Annotated in this window: 20 protein-coding genes; 11 read left to right on the top strand and 9 right to left on the bottom strand. The window is 33.4% G+C overall.

Annotated elements, in window-relative coordinates:
- Window positions 1-235: 235 nt before the first annotated feature.
- A complete protein-coding gene (locus ABEB18_RS08015) occupies window positions 236-1,087 on the bottom strand; it encodes an alpha/beta hydrolase (RefSeq protein WP_348798719.1) in 852 nt (283 codons plus the stop codon).
- A gap of 69 nt (window positions 1,088-1,156) precedes the next feature.
- The gene (locus ABEB18_RS08010; protein WP_348798718.1) at window positions 1,157-2,029 is read right to left on the bottom strand and encodes an AraC family transcriptional regulator; all 873 of its coding nucleotides are present in this window, start codon (window positions 2,027-2,029) and stop codon (window positions 1,157-1,159) included.
- Between the two features lie 188 nt (window positions 2,030-2,217).
- Between ABEB18_RS08010 and ABEB18_RS08005 the strand changes: the two genes are divergently transcribed.
- Window positions 2,218-2,577, top strand: a complete 360-nt coding sequence (locus tag ABEB18_RS08005) for a DUF3244 domain-containing protein (RefSeq protein WP_348798717.1) — start codon at window positions 2,218-2,220, stop codon at window positions 2,575-2,577.
- 74 nt (window positions 2,578-2,651) lie between these two features.
- Here the strand turns inward: ABEB18_RS08005 and ABEB18_RS08000 are convergent, their stop codons facing one another.
- Window positions 2,652-6,092 carry a methylmalonyl-CoA mutase family protein gene (locus ABEB18_RS08000; RefSeq protein WP_348798716.1) on the bottom strand — a complete coding sequence of 1,147 codons (3,441 nt, stop codon included), beginning with the start codon at window positions 6,090-6,092 and terminating at the stop codon, window positions 2,652-2,654.
- Between the two features lie 276 nt (window positions 6,093-6,368).
- Between ABEB18_RS08000 and purU the strand changes: the two genes are divergently transcribed.
- Together purU and ABEB18_RS07990 are read left to right on the top strand one after the other, a co-directional pair.
- The gene (gene purU / locus ABEB18_RS07995) at window positions 6,369-7,223 is read left to right on the top strand and encodes a formyltetrahydrofolate deformylase (protein WP_348798715.1); all 855 of its coding nucleotides are present in this window, start codon (window positions 6,369-6,371) and stop codon (window positions 7,221-7,223) included.
- A 132-nt stretch (window positions 7,224-7,355) separates the two neighbouring features.
- Window positions 7,356-8,072 carry a DUF4197 domain-containing protein gene (locus tag ABEB18_RS07990; protein ID WP_348798713.1) on the top strand — a complete coding sequence of 239 codons (717 nt, stop codon included), beginning with the start codon at window positions 7,356-7,358 and terminating at the stop codon, window positions 8,070-8,072.
- Window positions 8,073-8,295: 223 nt separating this feature from the next.
- Here the strand turns inward: ABEB18_RS07990 and ABEB18_RS07985 are convergent, their stop codons facing one another.
- From ABEB18_RS07985 to pyrF, 3 genes are all read right to left on the bottom strand, one after another.
- A complete protein-coding gene (locus ABEB18_RS07985; RefSeq protein ID WP_348798712.1) occupies window positions 8,296-9,081 on the bottom strand; it encodes an alpha/beta fold hydrolase in 786 nt (261 codons plus the stop codon).
- 103 nt (window positions 9,082-9,184) lie between these two features.
- The gene (locus tag ABEB18_RS07980) at window positions 9,185-9,982 is read right to left on the bottom strand and encodes an ABC transporter substrate-binding protein (protein WP_348798711.1); all 798 of its coding nucleotides are present in this window, start codon (window positions 9,980-9,982) and stop codon (window positions 9,185-9,187) included.
- 87 nt (window positions 9,983-10,069) lie between these two features.
- Window positions 10,070-10,903: an orotidine-5'-phosphate decarboxylase gene (gene pyrF / locus ABEB18_RS07975; protein ID WP_348798710.1), complete on the bottom strand. Its 834-nt coding sequence runs from the start codon at window positions 10,901-10,903 to the stop codon at window positions 10,070-10,072.
- A 382-nt stretch (window positions 10,904-11,285) separates the two neighbouring features.
- Here pyrF and ABEB18_RS07970 point away from each other — a divergent pair, with 382 nt between their 5' ends.
- The 7 genes from ABEB18_RS07970 (at window position 11,286) to ABEB18_RS07940 (ending at window position 17,005) form a co-directional block, all read left to right on the top strand.
- A complete protein-coding gene (locus ABEB18_RS07970) occupies window positions 11,286-11,846 on the top strand; it encodes a helix-turn-helix domain-containing protein (protein WP_348798708.1) in 561 nt (186 codons plus the stop codon).
- Window positions 11,847-11,852: 6 nt separating this feature from the next.
- Window positions 11,853-12,299: a response regulator gene (locus ABEB18_RS07965; RefSeq protein ID WP_348798706.1), complete on the top strand. Its 447-nt coding sequence runs from the start codon at window positions 11,853-11,855 to the stop codon at window positions 12,297-12,299.
- A 15-nt stretch (window positions 12,300-12,314) separates the two neighbouring features.
- A complete protein-coding gene (locus ABEB18_RS07960) occupies window positions 12,315-14,531 on the top strand; it encodes a sensor histidine kinase (RefSeq protein ID WP_348798705.1) in 2,217 nt (738 codons plus the stop codon).
- A gap of 96 nt (window positions 14,532-14,627) precedes the next feature.
- Complete coding sequence (locus tag ABEB18_RS07955) at window positions 14,628-15,215, top strand: hypothetical protein (protein ID WP_348798704.1); 588 nt, start codon at window positions 14,628-14,630, stop codon at window positions 15,213-15,215.
- Between the two features lie 154 nt (window positions 15,216-15,369).
- Window positions 15,370-16,008 carry a porin family protein gene (locus ABEB18_RS07950; RefSeq protein ID WP_348798702.1) on the top strand — a complete coding sequence of 213 codons (639 nt, stop codon included), beginning with the start codon at window positions 15,370-15,372 and terminating at the stop codon, window positions 16,006-16,008.
- Window positions 16,009-16,030: 22 nt separating this feature from the next.
- On the top strand, window positions 16,031-16,309 hold the full coding sequence (locus ABEB18_RS07945) for a YtxH domain-containing protein (RefSeq protein ID WP_348798701.1): 279 nt from the start codon (window positions 16,031-16,033) through the stop codon (window positions 16,307-16,309).
- A gap of 57 nt (window positions 16,310-16,366) precedes the next feature.
- Complete coding sequence (locus tag ABEB18_RS07940) at window positions 16,367-17,005, top strand: DUF6565 domain-containing protein (RefSeq protein WP_348798699.1); 639 nt, start codon at window positions 16,367-16,369, stop codon at window positions 17,003-17,005.
- A 133-nt stretch (window positions 17,006-17,138) separates the two neighbouring features.
- On the opposite strand, the gene ABEB18_RS07935 is transcribed toward ABEB18_RS07940, so the two are convergent.
- Both ABEB18_RS07935 and prfA read right to left on the bottom strand, forming a co-directional pair.
- On the bottom strand, window positions 17,139-18,527 hold the full coding sequence (locus ABEB18_RS07935) for a DUF5723 family protein (protein WP_348798698.1): 1,389 nt from the start codon (window positions 18,525-18,527) through the stop codon (window positions 17,139-17,141).
- Window positions 18,528-18,645: 118 nt separating this feature from the next.
- Window positions 18,646-19,722, bottom strand: coding sequence for a peptide chain release factor 1 (gene prfA, locus ABEB18_RS07930; protein ID WP_348798697.1), 1,077 nt, complete (start codon window positions 19,720-19,722; stop codon window positions 18,646-18,648).
- Window positions 19,723-20,067: 345 nt separating this feature from the next.
- Here prfA and ABEB18_RS07925 point away from each other — a divergent pair, with 345 nt between their 5' ends.
- The gene (locus tag ABEB18_RS07925) at window positions 20,068-20,379 is read left to right on the top strand and encodes a hypothetical protein (RefSeq protein WP_348798695.1); all 312 of its coding nucleotides are present in this window, start codon (window positions 20,068-20,070) and stop codon (window positions 20,377-20,379) included.
- Between the two features lie 534 nt (window positions 20,380-20,913).
- On the opposite strand, the gene ABEB18_RS07920 is transcribed toward ABEB18_RS07925, so the two are convergent.
- Window positions 20,914-22,635, bottom strand: coding sequence for a tetratricopeptide repeat protein (locus tag ABEB18_RS07920; protein ID WP_348798694.1), 1,722 nt, complete (start codon window positions 22,633-22,635; stop codon window positions 20,914-20,916).
- Window positions 22,636-22,777: the final 142 nt, after the last annotated feature.

The following is a 22,777-nucleotide window of genomic DNA, read 5'->3' as shown; positions in this document are numbered from 1 at the left end:
ACAGACGGTATTTTGGAGACAAACTCTTTGACAGACTAGTAATTGCGAATATAACAGGTGCATAAACGGATAATCAGATTTTCATTTTCTTTAGTTTTAATGTTCGATAAAGGTACTTCAAAAATTAAGCCAAAAAAATTTTTTTCAACAATTCTATATCTTCTAATCAATTCACAAAACTTTAAAAAAAATAATCTATTGATAATTATACATTTAAAACCAAAAAAAACACTATTTAATTTTTTAAAATCTTACTAAAAAACAATACTTGATACGGTAAAGCATTTTCCCAATATTCCCAAGTATGCGCTCCAGGTCTTTCTATATAATCATGAGCTACTTTTTCATAAACCAATCTACGATGAAATTCTCTATTCGGTTCAATTAGAAAATCATCAACACCACAATCAATAATTAACGCCAGTTTATTCGTTTTTATTTTATCTATCATCCCAATAACAGCATTCTGATGATACAAATCAGGATTTGTACTTTGATCCCCAAAAACAGGTTGCATCAACTTAATAACTTGATCATTGGGATTTCGATCCAACATTGTCCCCATATCTACTGCTCCACTCATACTTCCTGCCGCACAAAACAAATCAGGATGTTTGGCTGAAAGATATAATGCACCATGTCCTCCCATTGAAAGCCCAGCTATAACTCGTCCTTTCTTTTCCTTAATAGTACGATAGGTTTTATCAATTTTGGAAATAACTTCGGAAGTAATATAAGTCTCAAACTGACTTCCCTTGTTTACTGGACTATCGAGATAAAAACTAAAAGTTTCTCCCTCTGGCATTACAATTATAATATTATACTGATCAGCTAAATCCTTGACAGTATTTTTATTTGGAGTACTTTTCAACCAATCCGAAAAATGGCCATAGGCACCATGCAAAAGATACAGCACAGGAAAAGCAGTTTTCTCTTTAGCATAAGAATTAGGCAATACCACTGCTGCCTTATAAGTCTTATTCATCGCTACACTAGGAATTTGCAAGGTATCTACCGTTGAAGCAAAAGACAAAATTGTATTACCCCATAAAAAAGCAACACACACTAAAAGAAATTTTCTCATCATATTATTTTAATTTGGATAAATATACAATACATCATCTAAAGTTAAAAATAATTGGTCTAAAAATAAAAGTTACTCAATTATAGACCTCAATTCATTTCGATATTGAGAAGCACTTTTGCCTGTAAAAGCTTTGAACGTTTTATTAAAATGACTAAAATTATTAAATCCGCTTTCAAAACTAATTTCTGTAATACTTTTGGTGTTTTCGGACAAAAGTTTTGATGCATGAACCAAACGATAGTCATTTACAAAAGTGGTAAAAGTTTTATTAGTTATCCTTTTGAAATACCTACAAAACGAAGGAGTAGTCATACTCACCATACTGGATACATGATCCAATTGAATGGGTTCTTGAAAATTATCTTTTACATAATTAAAAACCACATTGATACGATCATTGTCCTGAACTTGTAACTCCACCGCAAAACCATCAGCATTTAATATGGTATATTCTTCACTTACCGCAAGGTCATTCAAAATCCGAATCATTCGCAATAAGCGATCAAAATTGGAACGGCTTTCCATCTCTTCAATAATAGGCCCCACTTGTTTGATCGTTTTTTTACCAAAAGCAATTCCGCCTTTTGCTTTCTGAAAAAGCTGTTGAATGTTTTTTAGCTCAGGTGCATTCAAAAAATCGTTTCCTAAAAAATCTGCTGGTAGCTGGATCACAATTTCATTCTTATTCCCTGTTCTTGCATCTGTAAAACCACAATGCGGCAAGTTACTCCCTATAAGCACCAAATCTCCATCCGAGTAATAGGACATATGACTACCAATTTGTCTTTTTCCAGAACCTCCATTTACAAAAACCAATTCGATTTCAGGATGATAATGCCACAAATCAGCTTTACAATTAGAATTCTTTTCATAATTAGAAAAAGTAAAAGAACTCCCAAAAGGATGAGTAATTAATTCGAGTGTTGGATTCATTTTTTTCATTGAGAATCTTTTTTTTTAGACAATCAAATTTATAAAAAAACTATCATATTTTACCTTTTTTTAACCTATAACGTTTTCGTAAGGTTAAAATAGCATACAAATATGAAAATAGAGTTGTGTTTTGTAATCGATTGCATACTTATCTTTGTAAAAGAAATTTAAAACAATAACTTTTAAAAATAATTGACATGAAAAATATCTTAAAATTCAGTTTAGTAGTATTAGTTGCATTAACAACATTTAATACTTATGCAGTCGATGGCAGTATTCCTGTAAAAGTACTTACAAGTAGTTCTACAAAAGAAATTCGTTTCGCAGTAAATCAAGTACAAAAAGCGAATGTAACCATTACAGATAAATTCCATAATGTAATCTACTCTGAAGTAGTTACTGGTAAAGATGGAATTATCAAAACTTACAACTTAGAAGAGTTTCCAGTAGGAACTTACTATTTGGAAATTGAAACAAACGCTAAAAAAGCAACTCATGCAATTGTTATAACAAGAGATGCTTCAACATTATCTAGAACTTCGGTAGCAAATCTATAATAAAAGCTTACTGATTCAAACAAAAAAAACAGCTCCAAATTGAAGCTGTTTTTTTTTGGTGTAAAAAGTTGAAATTACATATTTCGTCTATACTGTCCTCCTACTTCAAACAAAGCTTCGGTGATTTGTCCGAGCGAACAAACCTTTGTGGCTTCCATCAGGTATCCGAATAGATTTTCGCCTTTAATAGCAGCCTCTTGAAGTTGTTCTAAATGTTTTTTTACCAAAACAGCATGACATTGATGCAAGTTATCAAGCATTTTAATTTGATATTGTTTTTCCTCTTCGGTAGCACGAATTACTTCGGCTGGAATTACCGTTGGCGAACCTTTTGAACTCAAAAAAGTATTAACACCAATAATTGGAAATGCGCCAGTATGCTTCAGCGTTTCATAATACAAACTCTCTTCTTGAATTTTAGAACGCTGGTACATCGTTTCCATTGCACCCAGAACCCCGCCGCGTTCGGTAATTCTTTCAAACTCCTGCAAAACAGCTTCTTCTACCAAATCGGTTAATTCCTCTATAATAAAAGAACCTTGAATTAGATTTTCATTTTTAGCCAAGCCTAATTCTTTATTAATAATCAATTGAATAGCCATGGCTCTACGAACCGATTCTTCTGTTGGAGTTGTAATCGCTTCATCGTAAGCATTAGTATGCAATGAATTACAATTATCATAAATAGCATACAAAGCCTGCAAAGTTGTTCTGATATCATTAAAATCTATTTCTTGCGCATGCAAAGAGCGACCAGAAGTTTGAATATGGTATTTTAGCATTTGAGCTCTCTCGTTTGCTCCATATTTATTTTTCAAAGCTTTTGACCAAATTTTTCTAGCAACACGCCCGATGACAGCATATTCAGGATCGACACCATTTGAAAAGAAAAACGACAAATTGGGACCAAAATCGTTAATATCCATTCCGCGACTCAAATAGTATTCTACATACGTAAATCCGTTGGCAAGTGTAAATGCTAATTGCGTAATAGGATTAGCACCAGCTTCGGCTATGTGATAACCCGAAATAGAAACTGAATAAAAATTGCGAACATTTTGAGCAATAAAATATTCCTGAACATCCCCCATCAATCGCAATGCAAATTCTGTAGAGAAAATACAGGTGTTTTGAGCTTGATCTTCTTTTAAAATATCGGCCTGAACAGTTCCTCTAACCTTTTTGAGAGTCTTTGCTTTTATTTTCTCATACACATCAAGTGGCAATACCTGATCACCAGTTACCCCCAAAAGAAACAATCCTAAACCATTATTCCCTTCTGGTAAATCGCCTTGATAGTGTGGGCGTTCTATTCGTTTTTCACTATAAATTGTATTGATTTTTTGATTTACTTCATCTTCAAGATTATTTTCTTTGATGTAATATTCACATTGTTGATCGATAGCTGCATTCATAAAAAAACCAAGCAACATTGGAGCTGGACCATTAATAGTCATACTTACAGATGTCATTGCATCGACCAAATCGAATCCTGAATACAATTTTTTAGCATCATCCAAACAACAGATTGAAACGCCTGCATTACCAATTTTACCATAAATATCTGGACGAATATCCGGGTCATTTCCATACAATGTAACACTATCAAAGGCAGTCGAAAGTCTCTTGGCTGGCAAACCAGCACTTACATAATGAAAACGCTTATTGGTTCTTTCTGGTCCGCCTTCGCCAGCAAACATACGGGAAGGATCTTCTCCATCTCGTTTAAAAGGATATAAACCTGATGTAAACGGAAATTCCCCAGGAACGTTTTCCTGTAATGACCAACGCAAGATATCGCCCCAAGCTTTATATTTAGGCATGGAAACTTTTGGAATTTGAGTATGCGAAAGCGACTCTGTATGCGTTGCCATATGAATCTCCTTGTCCCGAACTTTGAAACTGTAAACGGGATTTTTATATTTATTCACTTTTTCATCCCATGTCAAAATCAATTCCCAATTATAAGGATCCAAATCCATTTTTATCTTATCAAATTGATTCAATAATAAATTGATAAAAATCCTGTTGTCATCATGTTCCCGTAGGGCACTCGGAAGAACCGAATTTTCATCAATTCCAGTTTTATTAAGTAATGGGACTTTTCCAGAAACACTTTCTAAGGTTTTGAAAACACCATAAAGTTTTTGTGCAACTTGTTCTTGGTTTAAGGCTATCGAATCGTATTTACGATTATTTTCGGCAATTTCAGATAAATAACGTGTTCTATGAGGTGGAATTACAAAGATTTTCTCGCTCATTTCACGAGTGATTTCAAAAGTCGATTTCAAATCAGCAGCTGTCTTTTCGACAATTTTATCCATGATGGCTTTATACAAAGTATTCATTCCTGGATCGTTAAATTGAGAGGCAATCGTACCAAAAACAGGCATCTCGTCTGGGTTCTTATCCCATAAATTATGATTGCGTTGGTACTGCTTTTTTACATCACGTATGGCATCTAATGCGCCACGCTTATCAAATTTGTTCAGCGCAACCAAATCAGCAAAATCTAACATATCGATTTTTTCCAATTGAGTTGCAGCACCAAATTCTGGAGTCATCACATACAGAGAAACATCCGAATGATCCATAATCTCGGTATCCGACTGACCAATACCCGAAGTTTCCAAAATTATAATATCAAATTTAGCCGCTTTCAAAACCTCTATTGCTTCAGAAACATACTTAGACAAAGCCAAATTAGATTGTCGGGTTGCTAATGAACGCATATAAACTCTAGGGTTATTGATCGCATTCATGCGAATTCTATCGCCTAGTAAAGCCCCTCCTGTTTTACGCTTGGATGGATCTACCGAGACTATTCCGATTGTTTTTTCAGGAAAATCGATTAAAAAACGTCTCACCAATTCATCTACCAACGATGATTTCCCAGCACCTCCAGTTCCAGTGATTCCAAGAACTGGAATCTTAGATGATTTATTTTTTTCATGAATGCTGTCAAAAGAAGCTTTTGCAATTTCAGGAAAATTTTCAGCAACCGAAATCAAACGAGCAATTGCTGAAGTCTCTTTCAGTTCTAATCTTTCTAACTCATTTCCCAATTGATTTCCGATAGAAAAATCCGAAAGTTGTACCAAATCATTAATCATTCCTTGCAATCCCATGGCACGACCATCATCGGGAGAGTAAATTCTTGTAATTCCGTATCCTTGTAATTCTGCAATTTCAGAAGGCAAAATTACACCTCCCCCTCCTCCAAAAATTTTAATATGGCCTGCTCCTTTTTCCTGAAGCAAATCGTACATGTACTTAAAATATTCATTGTGACCACCTTGATAAGAAGTCATTGCGATAGCATTAGCGTCTTCCTGAATTGCTGTATTAACAACCTCTTCAACACTTCGGTCATGTCCTAGATGTATTACTTCAACTCCAGTTGACTGTATAATTCGTCTCATAATATTTATTGCAGCATCATGCCCATCAAAGAGTGAGGCGGCAGTTACAATTCGAACTTTATTTAAGGGCACATAAGGCTTAACTATTTCCATTTTGTGAATATGATAATTTTAAGATGCAATTTACATAAATTTCAAAATAAAAATCATTGAAACTGATAAAAAATAAAAAATATGCTAATCTGGTTTTTTGTTAAAAAACAAGTTTAAATTTGATAAAAAAATGGTATTTTCGGTAATTGTCAATACCCAAAAAAGCAAAAACAAAACAAGTAAAAGTGATCTTTTTTTAAACCAAAAACATCCTTTTTAAAGTTAAATTAGATAAAAAGCCATCAAAATGGTGTCAAATTTAGAAATTGAAAACAAATGCAAAGAATAACTATACTTATCCATTGTGAAGACAAAAAAGCAATTATTTCGTCGGTTACCAATTATATCGCTTCAATAGAAGGGAACATTATATACTTAGACCAACATGTTGACTCTGACGAAAATGTTTTTTTTATGCGTTTAGAATGTGAGTTCAACAAATCCGATTGGAATATAGAATCAATAAAAAGTCATTTTCAAGACAATCTTGCAACCCCTTTCAACATGACTTGGGAAATGTACACACAAGATCAAAAACCAAAAATGGCCTTATTCATATCCAAATACGACCATTGTTTATATGATATCTTAGGCCGTTACTGCGCTGGCGAATTACCCTTAGAAATTCCTTTAATCATAAGTAATCACGAAGATTTACAAACTGTAGCAGAACGTTTCGGGATTCCGTTTTTTCACGTTCCTTTTACCAAAGACAATAAAGAAGAAGGCGAAAAAGCACAACTGACCTTACTAAAACAATATGATGTTGATTTTATCGTTTTGGCACGTTACATGCAAATTATTACCCCAAATCTAATCGCTTTATATCAAAATCGAATTATCAACATCCATCATTCTTTTTTACCAGCCTTTCCTGGTGCCAAACCTTATCATTCGGCTTTTAAACGTGGAGTAAAAATCATTGGTGCCACGAGTCATTACGTTACCGAAGAACTAGACGAAGGACCAATTATTGAACAAGATATCACTAGAGTTTCCCACAGCCACTCCATTGAGGATTTCATCATGAAAGGTCGTGATTTGGAAAGAATTGTACTGGCAAGGGCCATAAAATTACATGCCGAAAGAAAAACGATGGTGTACAACAATAAAACAGTAGTGTTCTCATAATAAGGAAGACTTTTTCGGAATTTTATAAAACAAAACGATTTGAGTTGATTTATTAATTTTATCCTAAAAACTGCTACAAACGGTTTATTAGTCGGTTTTGATTTTTTATTTTTGGCCAAAACAATAATAAATATGAAAAAAGCCCTACTCTTACTCCTACTTTTGCCAGCAATTAGCAATGCCCAATTAAAAGACATACTAACAAAAGCCACCCAAAAAATCAATGAAGCCACCCAATCTAGTAGTACATTAGATATTGCAGCTGGACTAAGAGAAGCTTTAGACAAAGGAGTGACCGAACAAGTCTCTAAACTAACGGCTACTGATGGATTTTATAAAAATGAAGCTGTAAAAATTTTGATGCCCGAAGAATTAGCCAAAGTAGAAAAAACGCTGCGTAAAATGGGAATGTCAAAATTGGCAGACGAAGGAATATTAGTTTTGAACAGAGCTGCTGAAGACGCAGTAAAAGAAGCTACTCCAATTTTTGTTTCAGCCATAAAAAACATCACCATCACAGATGCCAAAAACATTCTTCTTGGCGAAGAAAATGCTGCAACACTTTATTTACAATCAGCGACAACCACTTCTCTTTATACCAAATTTAGTCCAGTAGTTCAGCAATCGATTGGGAAAGTGGGTGCCGATGTGATTTGGGCAAACATCATTAAACAATACAACACAATTCCTTTTGTATCCAAAGTAAATCCAGATCTTACCGATTATGTAACCAACAAAGCACTCGATGGTGTATTTAAAATGATTACTGTTGAAGAAAAAAATATCCGAACCGATATTAACGCTAGAACATCGGATCTTTTGAAAAAAGTATTTGCTCTACAAGACTAAAAATTATTACAGAATTAGCATTCCAACAATTAAAAATCAATACACAATTGCTCTGTTAAAATTAAATTACAAAACTTAACTTTTGCACTTTAACTAATAACAATTCCTTAACAGCAAAAAGCAAACATTATACTGATCTTTGCAATGTAATAAACTGGTTATTTATTATTTTGGTTTTGGTTAGTTATAAAAATGCCCGCTTGAAGAAGCAGGCATTTTTTTTTTAATGAACTGTATGCAAAAAAGACAAAACTGCTCTGTTAAAAACATTGGGTTGTTCTACATTTACAACATGTCCGCAGTTTTCAATCACAAACAGTTGTGAAGATTTGTAATGACTCTCTACAACTTTGCGAACCGAAGGCAAAAACATATAATCTTCTTCCCCCATAACATAAAGCGTGGGGATATTTAACTCTACTTGACGAAACCATTTGAGTACTGGATTTATTTCGGCGGTGAGTTTAAACCATTTGATAAATTCTTTTTGATACAACTTTTTTGCTTCGTTTATAAAAAGTAATCGAGATTGTTTGTGATTTTTTTTGGGCATGATTACAAACGCAAAAAACTTGTACAAAACCAAATAAGGCAAAACATATTTAAAAGTATTCCCTAAACGCATCAAAATTTGAGAACGAAAATTCATTTTTAAAATAGCACCGCCCAAAATCATCGTTTGAACACGATTGGGATGCATTTCAGCCAATTGCCTGATTAGAATAGTCCCAAGAGAAATCCCAACAAAGTGTGATTTTTCTATTTTTAGATAATCCAAAACTTCGAGAATATCATGGGCTAAAGCCGAAAAAGTATATTTTTGTTTGAAAGCTTTTTTAAGGGTCGATTTAGATTCTCCATGACCTCTTAAGTCTAGTAAGAGTACATTGTAATTTTTTTTAAAATCCCTAATTTGCTTGAACCAAATAGAAGAACTTCCTCCTGCTCCATGCACAAAAGTTACCCATTGTTCGCAATTTTCGTTCTTATATATTGTGTAATTAATCACTTATCTCGATATTTTGTCGGCAAATATAGTTCTTTTATTGAGTTCCCAAAGTTATATTTCTTTAGGCTTTAAAGAATAACAATCGAAAGTAATTCTGTTGGATTTAAATACTTCGGTGCAAGAATTTGAAATACTCTAAGGCCTTCAACAATCGGCTACCGTGCCAAGAAAACATCTCGCCATCAACCAAAATTGCTTTGGCGTTGGTATTGGTTTGTCTCACTATTTCATAACCTTCTTCTGCTTTAAACGGAAATGGTTCTGATGACAGCAAGATCAAATCTAAATCTTCAAATTGTTTGGCATTTTCGAGATCAATTTCCGGATAACGCTCTAATGTTCCAAATACGTTATAAAAGCGATTTAACTGCAACAACTCGTTGATAAAAGTGCCAGAACCAGCAACCATATATGGGTTTTTCCAAATAAAATAAGAAACTTTCTTAGTTGGCACATCAGAGATAAAACTTTCAAAATCATTCAAAGCAAATCGCAATTTATCGATCCATTTTTGTGCTTCGGTTCTTCGATTAAAGAGTTGTCCAAAATCGTAAATCATCTGAAAATTATCTTCTATCGTAGCGATATCAGTAACCCAAACTGGACTAATCTTTTGCAATTCGACAACCATTGCTTCGGTATTTTCCTCTTTATTACAAATGATAATATCAGGATTCAAAGAACCAATAATTTCATAATTAACCTTTTTGGTGCCACCAACAATCTTTTTCACAGATTTGAGATGAAAAGGGTGCACACAAAATTTGGTGATTCCAACTATACATTCTTCCAGACCTAAATCGCATAACAATTCCGTTTGAGATGGAACAAGAGAGACGATTCGCAACGGCGATGTCTCAAAGGAATGAATTATTCCGAGTTGGTCTTTGAGTTTTTTCATTTTTTTAATTGGTTTACACATTCAAAATGGTTTAAAGCTGTTTCTCTAAACAACCTTAAACCATCTTAAACAATAGTTATTTTAAACTTAAACTCTAGATAAAATAAGTTCCATTTCCTGTTGCATTTTTAAAGCCTCAACTCTTGCTGTATCGGCAAAATCGGAACCATTTGAGGCATATATGATAGCACGCGAAGAGTTTATCAACAAACCAACCTTGTCGTTCATCCCGTATTTACAAACTTCAGAAAGGCTTCCGCCTTGAGCTCCAACACCTGGTACTAGCAAGAAACTATCAGGAACAATTTTGCGGATTTCGGTAAAATATTCGGCTTTGGTTGCCCCTACTACGTACATCAAGTTTTGTGAATTTTTCCACGTTTTAGAGGTTTCCAACACTTGTTTATACACTTCTTTGGGTTCGCCTTGGTTGTCTTGCACTTTTAAAGTTTGAAAATCAAAAGCACCTTCATTAGAAGTCAATGCTAATAAAATAGCATGTTTATTTTCGAAAGCCAGGAAAGGCTCCACCGAATCTTTTCCCATATAAGGAGCAATGGTTACACTATCAAAATTTAAATCTTCAAAAAAAGCTTTGGCATACATTGAAGAAGTATTACCAATATCGCCGCGTTTAGCATCGGCAATTGTAAAAATATCAGGATATTTCTCGTTGATGTATGTAATTGTTTTTTGCAACGAAGTCCAACCTTTAATACCATAAGCTTCAAAAAAAGCAATATTGGGTTTGTACGCAACTGTTAAGTCATGTGTTGCATCAATGATCGCTTTATTGAATTCAAAAATAGGGTCTTCAAGTTCCAATAAATGTTGAGGAATTTTATTTAAATCAACATCTAATCCTACGCATAGAAATGATTTTTTGATTTTAATTTGATCGTGAAGTTGTTGTGTAGTCATCTGATTTTTTGTTGAGGTGCAAATTTACAAACTTGAAACTAAAAAAATTGGAATTTTACAACAAACCTAAAAAATTGTGTAAGGTACAAACTGAGTTCCTCTTTTAAATTTGATACATAACCGTTTTGGCGTTTCTTACAAAACTGTTTTATCTATTTATCATCCTAACAAAAATGTCATGATAATCAAAAACAAGCACTTATGCCTAACCAGAAAAAAAGAGACACCGTTAATAGTAATATTAAACACAATCAAGCTTATCATTAATTACAAAAAAACAATTTTTAGACATCTGTTTTCGATCCGTACTTATGCGAATAAGCTATAGAAATACGGTATTCATAATAATTTTGCTTATTTTAGTCTTTAAAAAAATTTCAACATGAAGGTATTCATAAAATTTGATTTCAATACAGTTTGCAACACCCTCTTAAGCGAAAAATTGCATGAATTTAAAATTAAGCACAAAATTTTAGGTTTTGGAGAAATTGAATTTTTAGAAAAAGTACCAGCCGAAAAAATGAAACTTTTTAATGATTCTTTACAAAACTATGGAATCGAAATTGTAGAAAATCAAAAAGCCATTTTGATTCAGAAAATCAAAGACACCATAGTCGATATGGTTTTTAATGATACCACATCTGTAAATGTAAAAAGCTCTGTGTATTTGGCCGAAAAGCTCAACCATTCTTATGGTTATTTGTCTAATTTGTTTTCGGAAATAACCTATACCTCTATCGAAAATTATATCATAATTCAGAAAATAGAATACACCAAACAATTAATCATTAACAATCAATTATCCTTGACCGAAATTGCTTTTAAATTGAATTATTCTAGCGTAGCTCACTTGAGTTCGCAATTTAAAAACACCACAGGTATAACACCTTCGGCTTTTCAACGAATTATAAACAAAAGAAGGGAAATCAATTCTAAAAAATAGAAAAATATGCAACAAGACTCGATACTAATCACCTTGGTTGATGATGATGAAGACGATAGATTATTTTTTACCGATGCTTTTGAAGAATTAAAAATCAATACAAGTGTCAATACTTTAAATAATGGCAAAGAATTATTGAACTGGTTGTATAAACCAGAAACAGTCTTGCCTCACATACTGTTTTTAGATTTGAATATGCCCATTTTGAACGGGATAGAATGTTTGAAAGAAATCAAACAAGATCAAAAATTTAAGGATATTGTAATAGCCATCTATTCGACCTCATCATCAGATCAAGATGTTGAGGAAACATTTGTTTTGGGTGCTAATATTTACATCAAAAAACCAAGCAATTTTGATGAATTAAAAAAAATATTATCCAATGTTGTCACTATCAATTGGCAATACCACACCAGCGGATTAAACAAAGACAACTTTTTACTTCGATTATAATTTAGTTGTGATTTTATGAAAAACTACAATCAAAAAAAATCCTTTTATCATAAAATTATATTCACCATTAGTTTGCTGATCCTCTTTATCATTAGCTTACTAACGGTGAAACACATCAATAGTATATCGAATGCTACCGAATTGCTTATGCAAACCTATGAGGTTAATTTAGAATTGGAGCAACTCTACTCTCACATTAAAGATTCGGACAATAATATGAGAGGATATATGATTTCTAAAGAGAATTTTTATTTGGTACTGTATCAAATTGACATTAAGAATGTAAACAGGTCATTTTCGACTCTAAAGGAACTCACTAAAAACAATAAAAGTCAACAAGAAAGTCTGGCATCATTATATAAAATGATTAATGATCGCTACGAATATATTGCCAACAATACCGATTTGAACAAGAATGTCAATTTGGCCAAAAACTATGATTTTAAGAATATTCTTCAACGGAGCGGGACATTACTTGCCGACATTCGAATCAAATTGAATGATATGATTCAGAATGAAAAAAACAATCTTGATTTACAAAATTCAGTTTATGCCAAACAAATTTATTTAACCCCTATCATAATTTTAGGGATTTTGTTTATCACATTTTTGCTTTTAATTTTTACCTATTATCAAACCACAAAAGACATCAACAAACTACAAACTGCCAATGTTAAGCTAAACAAATCTCATTTTTTGAGTACACAAGCCGAAATCTTATCCGAGTTTGGGACTTGGGAATGGAATTTCAATACCAGCAACATATCTTATTCTGATAATTTATATCGAATACTCGGAACCGATTCGCGATCATTTAATGACGACATCGAAAGTTTGATGCAATTTATTCATCCTGACGATGTCGAAATAGTGAACTCGATTTTTAAAAAAATAACCGAAGACGAAGATTTACCACAATCGTATTTTAGAATTATTAGACCCGATGGGAAAACTCGAATTATACGTTCAGTTGGAAAATTATTCATAGACAATCTCGGAAACAAAACTATTTTGGGGGTAACAGGCGATGTTACCGATGAACACAATAAGAATGAATTATTAAAAAGAAACTATGAAGATTTACTAAAAGTAAACAATCAACTTAAGGTTTTTGATGAATCCAGTAAACAAGCCGAAATCTTAGGGAAATATGGTAGTTGGGTTTTAAATCTTGAGACATTACATTTTACCTATTCCGATAATAATTTCAGATTATTGGGTCTGGAACCGCAAACATTTGACCCCAATATCGAGAACATCGTAAACTTTGTACATCCTGAAGACAAATCGTTAGTAGAAAAGGCTTTCAAAAAAGCCTTAACAACTATAGAAATTCCGAATTTGAACTACAGAGTGATAACAAAACAAGGTAAAACCAAACAGTTTAGAACACTAGCGAAATCATTTACCGATTTAGAAGGGACTCTCAGCATAATTGGAACCACCCAAGATGTAACCGAAGATTACAACAAAAGTCAGCAGCTAAAACATCGAAATATTGACTTAGAAAAACATGTCAAAGAGCTCAACGAATTTAACCAAGTAGCAAGTCATGACCTGCAAGAACCTTTGCGAAAAATACAAACCTTTATTTCTAGAATAAATGAAAAAGAAAAAGAAAACCTTACCGAAACAGGAAAAGGCTATCTGAGCCGAATGGAAACCGCTTCGGACAGGATGCGAGTATTAATCAATGATTTATTACAGTATTCTAAAACCAACCGATCCGAAAAAAATCTTGTAAAAATCAATCTAAATGATGTATTGAATGATACTCTTTTAGAATTATCTCAAAATATAGAAGACAAAAAAGCGGTTATTCGCAATGCAGAATTGCCTATGATTAATGGGATTCATTTTCAAATGCAACAGCTTTTTTCGAACCTATTAAGCAATTCACTAAAATACGCCAAGAGCGATGTTGCGCCAATAATAAACATTGATTGTAGCGAAGTTGTGGCTAGAACAGAATCTATTTTGAACGAAAAAAGTTCGAAAAAATATTTCAAAATCAGTTTTACGGATAACGGAATTGGATTTGAACAACAATATGCCAAAAAAATATTTTTACTTTTCAACCGACTTCACAGCAAAACAGAATACGACGGAACGGGTGTAGGATTGGCCATTTGCGAAAAAATAGTCGAAAACCACAAAGGATTTATTTTTGCCAATAGTACTCTGGGCAAAGGAGCCACTTTTACAGTTTACTTTCCAATTCCTTTGGCCTAATACAACTTATTTAATGGGAATATTATAAGCTCAAAAACAAATACTATAACTCCTTAACGGCTTTTATACAGAACTTTGTAAGCATAACCAAAGATCATGAAAAAGCTACTTTTCAACAAAACCATTTTCTTTCAAGTCATTGCTCTTTTTACAATGTCCTGTCTCTTTTCGTGTACCAATCAAAAAAAAAGAAATAATAAGCTTTTTTTTGATCCAAAACCTTTAGCTAAAAAACCCATTATAGACTACAGCCTGATTGATTGTTTAAATGAATCCAATCAAAAAATAATCAAACTTTCGCATACCTCTTTCGAAATAACAAAAGATGTAGCAACACTACAACTACTCCTAGAAATCAAGCGAAATCACGAAAACATAGAGAAAGAATTAATCCATTTGACCCAAAAAAACTTAATCATCATTCCCAGAATTATTTACCAACACACTATAGATGAAGACACCCTAAAAAGCAATCAGGCCGATTTGTTTCTTTTAAAAAAATTAGGATCGGAAATAAAAAATCAAATAACATTATTGGACTCTATAGAAAAAACGAATCTGAACAATGATTTTAAGATGTTTGCCCGAAAGCATAAAAAAACTTTAAATCAAAATAACGAAACCTTAACGCATATTTTGAATTCGGATTCTGAACACACCAAAACATTACTCACAGATATTTAAACGCAGACTTCTCTTTACGAGACTTTTTTTTTCAAAATTAAATCTTCATTTTCTTCAAATGGCAATTATGTAAATCATCCTAAATAGGATGTAACACAAAAACAACTCTTATACTACAACTTTGTAAAATATAAACCTGCAAACAAAATAAACTATGAAAAACAAAATGAAATTATCCGCCATTATTGCAATTATCTGTTTCACATTTACGACACAAGCCCAAACCAATTCGGCATCAGCTCAATTTGGAATAAAAGGAGGAGTTAACTTTTCTAACATCTACAATGAAGAAGTTGACGACAATAATATGCTTACAAGTTTCAATATCGGATTATTCAGTTCTTTTCCAGTAACGAACTTTATTGCGATACAACCCGAAATTTTATATACTCAAAAAGGAGCACAATTAACGTATGACAATACATTGGCTACTGGTGAAGCAAAATTTAAATTAAACTATATAGAAGTACCTGTTTTACTAAAATTGAATGCAACCAAAAACTTAAGTTTTCACGCAGGCCCTTACTTCGCTTATTTAGTCGATGCACAAATCAAAAATGAATCCGAAGGCGGTTTTAATTTTGAAGATACTATAGACAATGATAATTTCAACAAATTCGACTCTGGGCTTTCAGGCGGTATCGAATTGAATTTTGATGCTATTGGAATTGGAGCCCGATATAACTACGGCCTATCCAAAATTGGAAAAGAAAATAATATTGCCGGTACTTCCTATTCCTCTGAAGGAAAAAATAGTAGTATAAGCGTATATGCCACATTCAAATTAAATTAATAATCATAAAAAACACAGAATCATGGAAACAAAAAAAGCAATCATAGGAGTTTTAGGAGGAGTAGCTATTGGAGCAATAGCAGGAATACTATTCGCACCCGATAAAGGATCGAATACCCGAAAAAAAATTGCCAAAAAAAGTGCCGAAGCTACCGATAATTTTAAAGGAAAACTAGACAACATCAGCAACTCATTGTCCGAAAAATACAATTCGATAGTGCACAAAGGGAATGATTATGTTGATTCTAAAAATGTCAGTATTGAAAACATTAAAAAAATGAACAAAAAGTTAGAAAGCTAAACTCTTTTATATCTCTGATTCATTTGTTCCTAAATAATAACTTAAAAATGTAGCACAATGAAAAATATAAAAACAACACTAGTCGCCATTGCAATTGTATTAGCTTTTGCATCGTGTAAAGACGAGAAACAGGAAAAAGCTCAAAAAGCAATCGATAAATACAAAACCTACATCGACTCTGTAAGCAATGTTGCCCAAGATGAGTTGACAGAAAACTGGGAAAAAATTGAAAGCAATTATGACAAACTGAAATTGGATGCTGAAACTTCGTTAGCAAATGCAACGGATAAGACCAAACTGCAATCTAGTTTGGATGCATTGACAGACAAGTATGGTGAATTCAAGACAAAAATTATTTCCGATTCTAAAACCGAAATGCACAAAGCTTTACTGGGGCCAAACTATGTAAGCGATGATATGCAGTTCAATTGGGTCAACAAAGACAATATTCTTAGTGTATATGACAATTTTGTAACCACTGTCGAGAAAAACAAAGATTCTTATTCTCGTGAAGATTGGGACGAAATTAAACTGGTTTATGAAGCATTGGATACCCGAAAAAACACAGTCGAAAAAGAAGGATTAAGTGCATCGGACAATGCTAAAATTGCAAAACTTAAGCTTAGATTCGCACCTATGTACACTATTAAAAGGCTAGAAACCAAATCGGATGAAAATGCTGATGCTAAAAATTAAAATCCTTTTTGCCCGTATTAAAATGTGCTCATACTTTTTGAAAGCACAAAAAAAGAGGCTGAAAATTCAGCCTCTTTTTATGCTATAAAGTTAGAATACTAACATGCTTTAATTCTTTCGGAAAACTATGACCCTAGTCTATGATTTCCTCATCGTCTTTTACTTTTGCTTTCTTTTGATAAACAGGAATTTTTAAACCAAAATAAACATCTGCTCCTCTAGACTCTTTTGATAATATATTTGTAATTAAAGAGCTAGAACCTACAAACATTGGACCAAAACGCAATCCAGTTCCCACTTGAGTCCCTGTGTATTCCATATAATTTATTGGCAACGAAAAAGTAAACCATTTGGTTTCATAGCGAGGAGTTAGCATCCAAGAATTTTGAGAATATGTTTTGTTTATACCCATATCATCAACCATACTCAAATTACCACTCATGTTCAGATAGAACTTTTTGTACATATTCCAATCAACATCAAAATGAACCATTGTTGGCAAATTCGATTTTGAACTTATGTATTTGGTAACAGGAGCCCCGTAATGCTCTTCTAAAAATGCTTCCAAATCATCAAAATCTGCATCTTCAAGTTCTTGTTCTGACACGATACCATTTATGCTATAGGTATCAATCTTCATATTATCATATTTAATATACCCAATATCAGTAACCGATAAACCAACACGCAATTTGTATTTGTTTACATCTCTAAAATTATTGCCCACATTTTGAGACTTGTAGTCAGGTCTCCATTCGTAAACCAACCCCAAATCGGCACCAAAACCTTTAGAATTAGCATCAAATTTTACATCCTCATCGCCAGTGATAAAATCTTGACTACTTCCGATGGTGAGATCTCCAGTTGTAATTAATTGGCTTGTTTCAGGATCACCAGTTTGAATATAAAAAGCTGTAATATCATTACCATCAACATATGAATTAATCCCTCCAATAAGATATTTGGCAGTCAAACCTCCCTTTAAAAAATGTTGCTCCTTTTGCAATAAAACAGCCGCATAAGTAGCTCCAAACTCAGCCCAAGTATGCCCTACTATTTTTGGGCTACCAACAGCAATATTAAAATTTTCGGCTTCTTCAAAACCACCTTCCAACTCATCGAACAATTCACCATTGATATTGTTACCGTTCAAAATGGCTCTTGCTCTGGTATATAAAGCAACAGAATGTTTTGGAGCAATATTAAACATAAATGATGGCCCCATAATATCCGAATACACAATTGCACCATTATTTTTAGTAGGAGTTCTTACGCCTTCTTTATCTACATCATAAGAATCGCTAGGCAAATCAAATAAACTCACTCCGAAATAGTCGTTATTCAAGGAACTACTGGTTGAAAACAAGTTTACATCCGTTTTAAAACGGGAATCAGCAATAGACGCAGGATTAAAAAGTACTCCTTGAACTCCAGCATAATTATCTGGAAGATAGCCCATATAGGTTTGAGCATTACTTTTTACAACAATAAACAATAAAATTAATAGTAGTTTTCTAATCATAAATTTAGTTTTTGGTTAATATTAATAGCAATTTTAGTATAAAATAAAACGAGAACATAAAAAAAACACCTAACGAATTAATTATCCTTTAAGTGCTTTTTAAATTATGGTTATTTCTTTAAAAGACTTCGCTTGCCTCTTTCAGTTTTTCCATATTATTAACAAGTTGAAGTTCATCAACAATTTTTTGAATATCTCCATTCATGATGTTACCCAAATCATAAAGTGTCAAACCTACACGGTGATCGGTTACACGTCCTTGAGCATAATTATACGTTCTAATTTTAGCCGAACGGTCACCTGAACTTACCTGAGAAGTACGTTTCTTGGCATCTTCCTCTTGCTTTTTGGCCAATTCTTGCTCATACAAACGAGAACGCAATACCATAAAAGCTTTGTCTTTATTTTTATGCTGTGATTTTTCGTCCTGACATTGCGCTACTAAACCAGTTGGAATGTGCGTTAAACGAACAGCCGATTTAGTCGTATTTACCGATTGTCCTCCAGGTCCAGACGAACAAAAGAAATCGATTCGAACATCATTCATATCAATTTGCACATCAAACTCTTCAGCTTCTGGCAATACCATAACAGTCGCAGCCGATGTATGCACACGACCTTGCGTTTCGGTTTGTGGTACACGTTGCACACGGTGAACACCAGCTTCAAATTTCAAAGTTCCATACACATCCTCGCCAGTCACTTCAAAAATAATCTCTTTGAATCCGCCCGAGGTTCCTTCGTTCATATCTACCACCGAAGTTCTCCAACCTTTAGATTCACAATATTTAGTGTACATTCTGAACAAATCTCCAGCAAAAATACTCGCCTCATCACCTCCCGTTCCAGCACGAATCTCTACCATCACGTTTTTGGCATCTTCAGGATCTTTAGGAATCAGCATAAACTTGATTTCATCCTCCAACAGAGGCAATCTTTCTTTAGCTTCATCCAACTGCATTTTGGCCATTTCAACCATATCGGCATCACTCCCATCAGCAATAATTTCGTTGGCCTCATCAATATTTGCCAAAACCAAAATATATTCTTCACGCTTTTCAACCAAGGCTTTAATACTTTTGTATTCTTGGTTAAGCTGTACATATTTTTTTTGATCAGCGATTACATCGGGCTGAATAATCAAATCCGAAATCTCGTCAAAACGCTGTTTTACATATTGAAGTCTATCTAACATTTTCTTTGTCCTTTATTTGGAGTGCAAAATTACAATATTTTTTCGGAAAGTTTCAAGTTTAAAATGTTACAGTTTTCAAAGTACAAAAACGATATAAATTTCAGCAGAATTATTTTGTTTTTCAGGAGCTAATTCCTGCTATCCATTGCAATCTTGTTGCCCGAACACCAGGCAACAAGGATTTCCATTACTATCAGGGCTAGGGCTTTTGTAGTTCAGAACAACTTAAATTACACCACTTAAACCAAGTGATTCTTAGCTTATATTTTTTTCTTAAATTAGCCAATAACACAATACTATTAATAGTTTAAGACTAAAGAAATTAAACCCTTAGAAACTACAACAATGATAAACGTAATCGTGACTTACCAAGTAAATAAAGAGTTTGTTGAACAAAACAAAAAAAACATCCAACTATTTCTAAATGACTTTAAAAAACTACCTACCGAAAATTTTCAATACAATATATTTCTAAAAGAAGATGGTATCACTTTTGTTCACCAATCGACATACAAAGACGAGGCAACTCAAGCCTCCTTACTAAACACCCCTTCTTTCAAAGAATTTCAAAAACAAAGAGACGAAAGTGGCCTAAATAACAGTCATAAACTCGACATACTTACCTATATTGGATCTGTAAATAAAATTCTAAAATAAAACAGCCATTATTATTACCCAATAACATAGACTTACAATCTGTATCCTCAGGTGTTCGATTGCAATCATAAGTGTTCGAAACCTGAGTTTATTATTATAGATTTGCCTTCAGCTTCAGCTGGAGGATTTAGTTTTGACAAAACAAAAGGCTTTAGCCTAATAAAATTGATGATTTTTTAGGTTAAAGCCAATTACTTTTTAAACTTTACTATCTCCAGCTAAAGCTGGAGGTAATTAAATTGTATGTTTCGAACAATCCTGCTGTGCCAAATCTCCCGACTTCGTACGAGCATGACACCATAAGTGTTCGAAACCTGAGTTTATTATTATGGATTTGCCTTCAGCTTCAGCTGGAGGATTTAATTTTGACAAAACAAAAGGCTTTAGCCTAATAAAATTGATGATTTTTTAGGCTAAAGCCAATTACTTTTTAAACTTTACTATCTCCAGCTAAAGCTGAAAGTAATTTAATTGCATGTTTCGAACACTTATGGTGATCATTCCTCGCAAAGACTTACTAAACAAAAGTTTTCATTACTTAATCCTAGAAGCCGTTATTTTCACATCCGCATACGCCCAACTTTTGGCAATCGAAGCATCTGTTTCTTTTACTTTAGCTTGGTTATTCAATTTCTCGTAAGCTAATTTCATACCTTGCTGTGCCCATCCATTTTTGGGAAACGTTTTTAAATCTTCTTGATAGGTTTTTATAGCATCTTCATATTTGCCAGCTTCAATTTGAATAGCCCCCAAATGATGTCTTACCGAAAAAAACCAATCGGGTGGCTCGTTATAATTCAATTTATCTTCAATTGCTATCGCTTCTTTCATCAAAACAATACTTTGGTCAAATTTTCCTTCGGAAGCTAAAATTTCTCCTTTCAGTGTTTTACTGGCTATTTTCAAAATATGATCCAAAGAATTGATATTCCAAACCGTTATTTTTTTCATATAAGGATCATAGCCTATCAATTCGAGTTTGGCTAATTCAGCTTTGGCATTTTTACTATCATTTTTACCCAAATAAGCCATTCCTTTGGCATAATGAGCAATTCCAGAAGGGTATTTTATGGTATCTGAGACTAATTTCATTTTCAATATATCATCCCATTTTCCAAATTTTACGGCCACAAAATACGGAATCACATAATAATGCTGAAGCCCTTCCCAACCAGATGAAACCATCGTTTGAGGATGTACAAGATTCGATGTTTCATTGGCAGCCAAAATAGCATATTTATAACTTCCTTCCAATGTTGCACAGGCTGCCATAAAATGATAATTATGCGGATAATACCCCAACGGGTATGCCCCTTGAGCGTGACAGAGTGTTACATATGTACTATCTCTTTTTACAGCATTAATATTAGAAACCGTCCCTTTGTGATATTCGCCAGTTCGGATATAAATATGAGAAGACATATGTGTCAAATGTCCTGAAGCTGGCGCAAGTCCATTATCAAAAAGTTGAGCCGAGACATTTGCGCGTTCTGGAGAATTGGAAGATTCTACAGCATGAATATAAAAATGATTGGCTCCAATATGTTTGGGATCATTTTTTAAAGCATTTTTCAAAATAGATTCTATTTCTGCGGTCCAGGGTTGCGCAATCCCTTCTTTTGTATAGAGATCCCAAGGGTGCAAATTCATTAGCGATTCGGCATACAATGTTCCTATTGTAGCGTCATTTGGAAACTTTTTTGCAACGCTTTCCATGGCTTTAGCATAAGCAATATCCAAAGGTTTTCTGTCCTCAACAGGTTTGGCGACGTATCTTTTGGATAACGCTTCAATCAATGTCTTTTCTTTTATAGTTGCATTTGCAGATAATTTCAATGCTTGCTGAATGGCTTTGTAAGCTCTTTCATAATTATCGATTTCCATTCCAGCATTATAATTGGGACCCAAAACATAGGCATACCCCCAAAAACACATAGGAGCAAGCGAATCCAGTTTTGTGGCATAATAAAAAGAACGAGCAGCTTCTGCATGATTAAACCCAAAAGCAAAAGCCAATCCTTGATTAAAATATTTTTGAGCTTCTGCCTTTTTAGTACTTATCGGGTAATTAATGATATCCATCCCTTTAAAAAGAGGGGCTTTGTTATCTGATTCAAACCATTTGGCATCGGTAGTTTCCGGCGCACAACCGTAATTAGCTTTTACAGTCATTGACTTTTCCTTTGGTTCTTCTGTTTTTTTACAGGAGAAAAACAAAACACAAACTATGACAACTAATTTTAATATCTTATCCATGAGCTCTCTTTTATTTTTTGGTCTTATCAAATTTAACAAATAAACATAATATACTAACAACGAAATAATTACACATATTCTAATCCAATTAAACAGTGAAGATCACACTCTACAACATTAAATTTCTTTTCAATACCAATTT

The sequence above is a fragment of the Flavobacterium adhaerens genome, from assembly GCF_040045115.1.
GTDB lineage: Bacteria > Bacteroidota > Bacteroidia > Flavobacteriales > Flavobacteriaceae > Flavobacterium > Flavobacterium adhaerens.
Note: the sequence above shows the minus strand (reverse complement) of the source record. Positions and strands in the feature narration are given on the sequence as shown.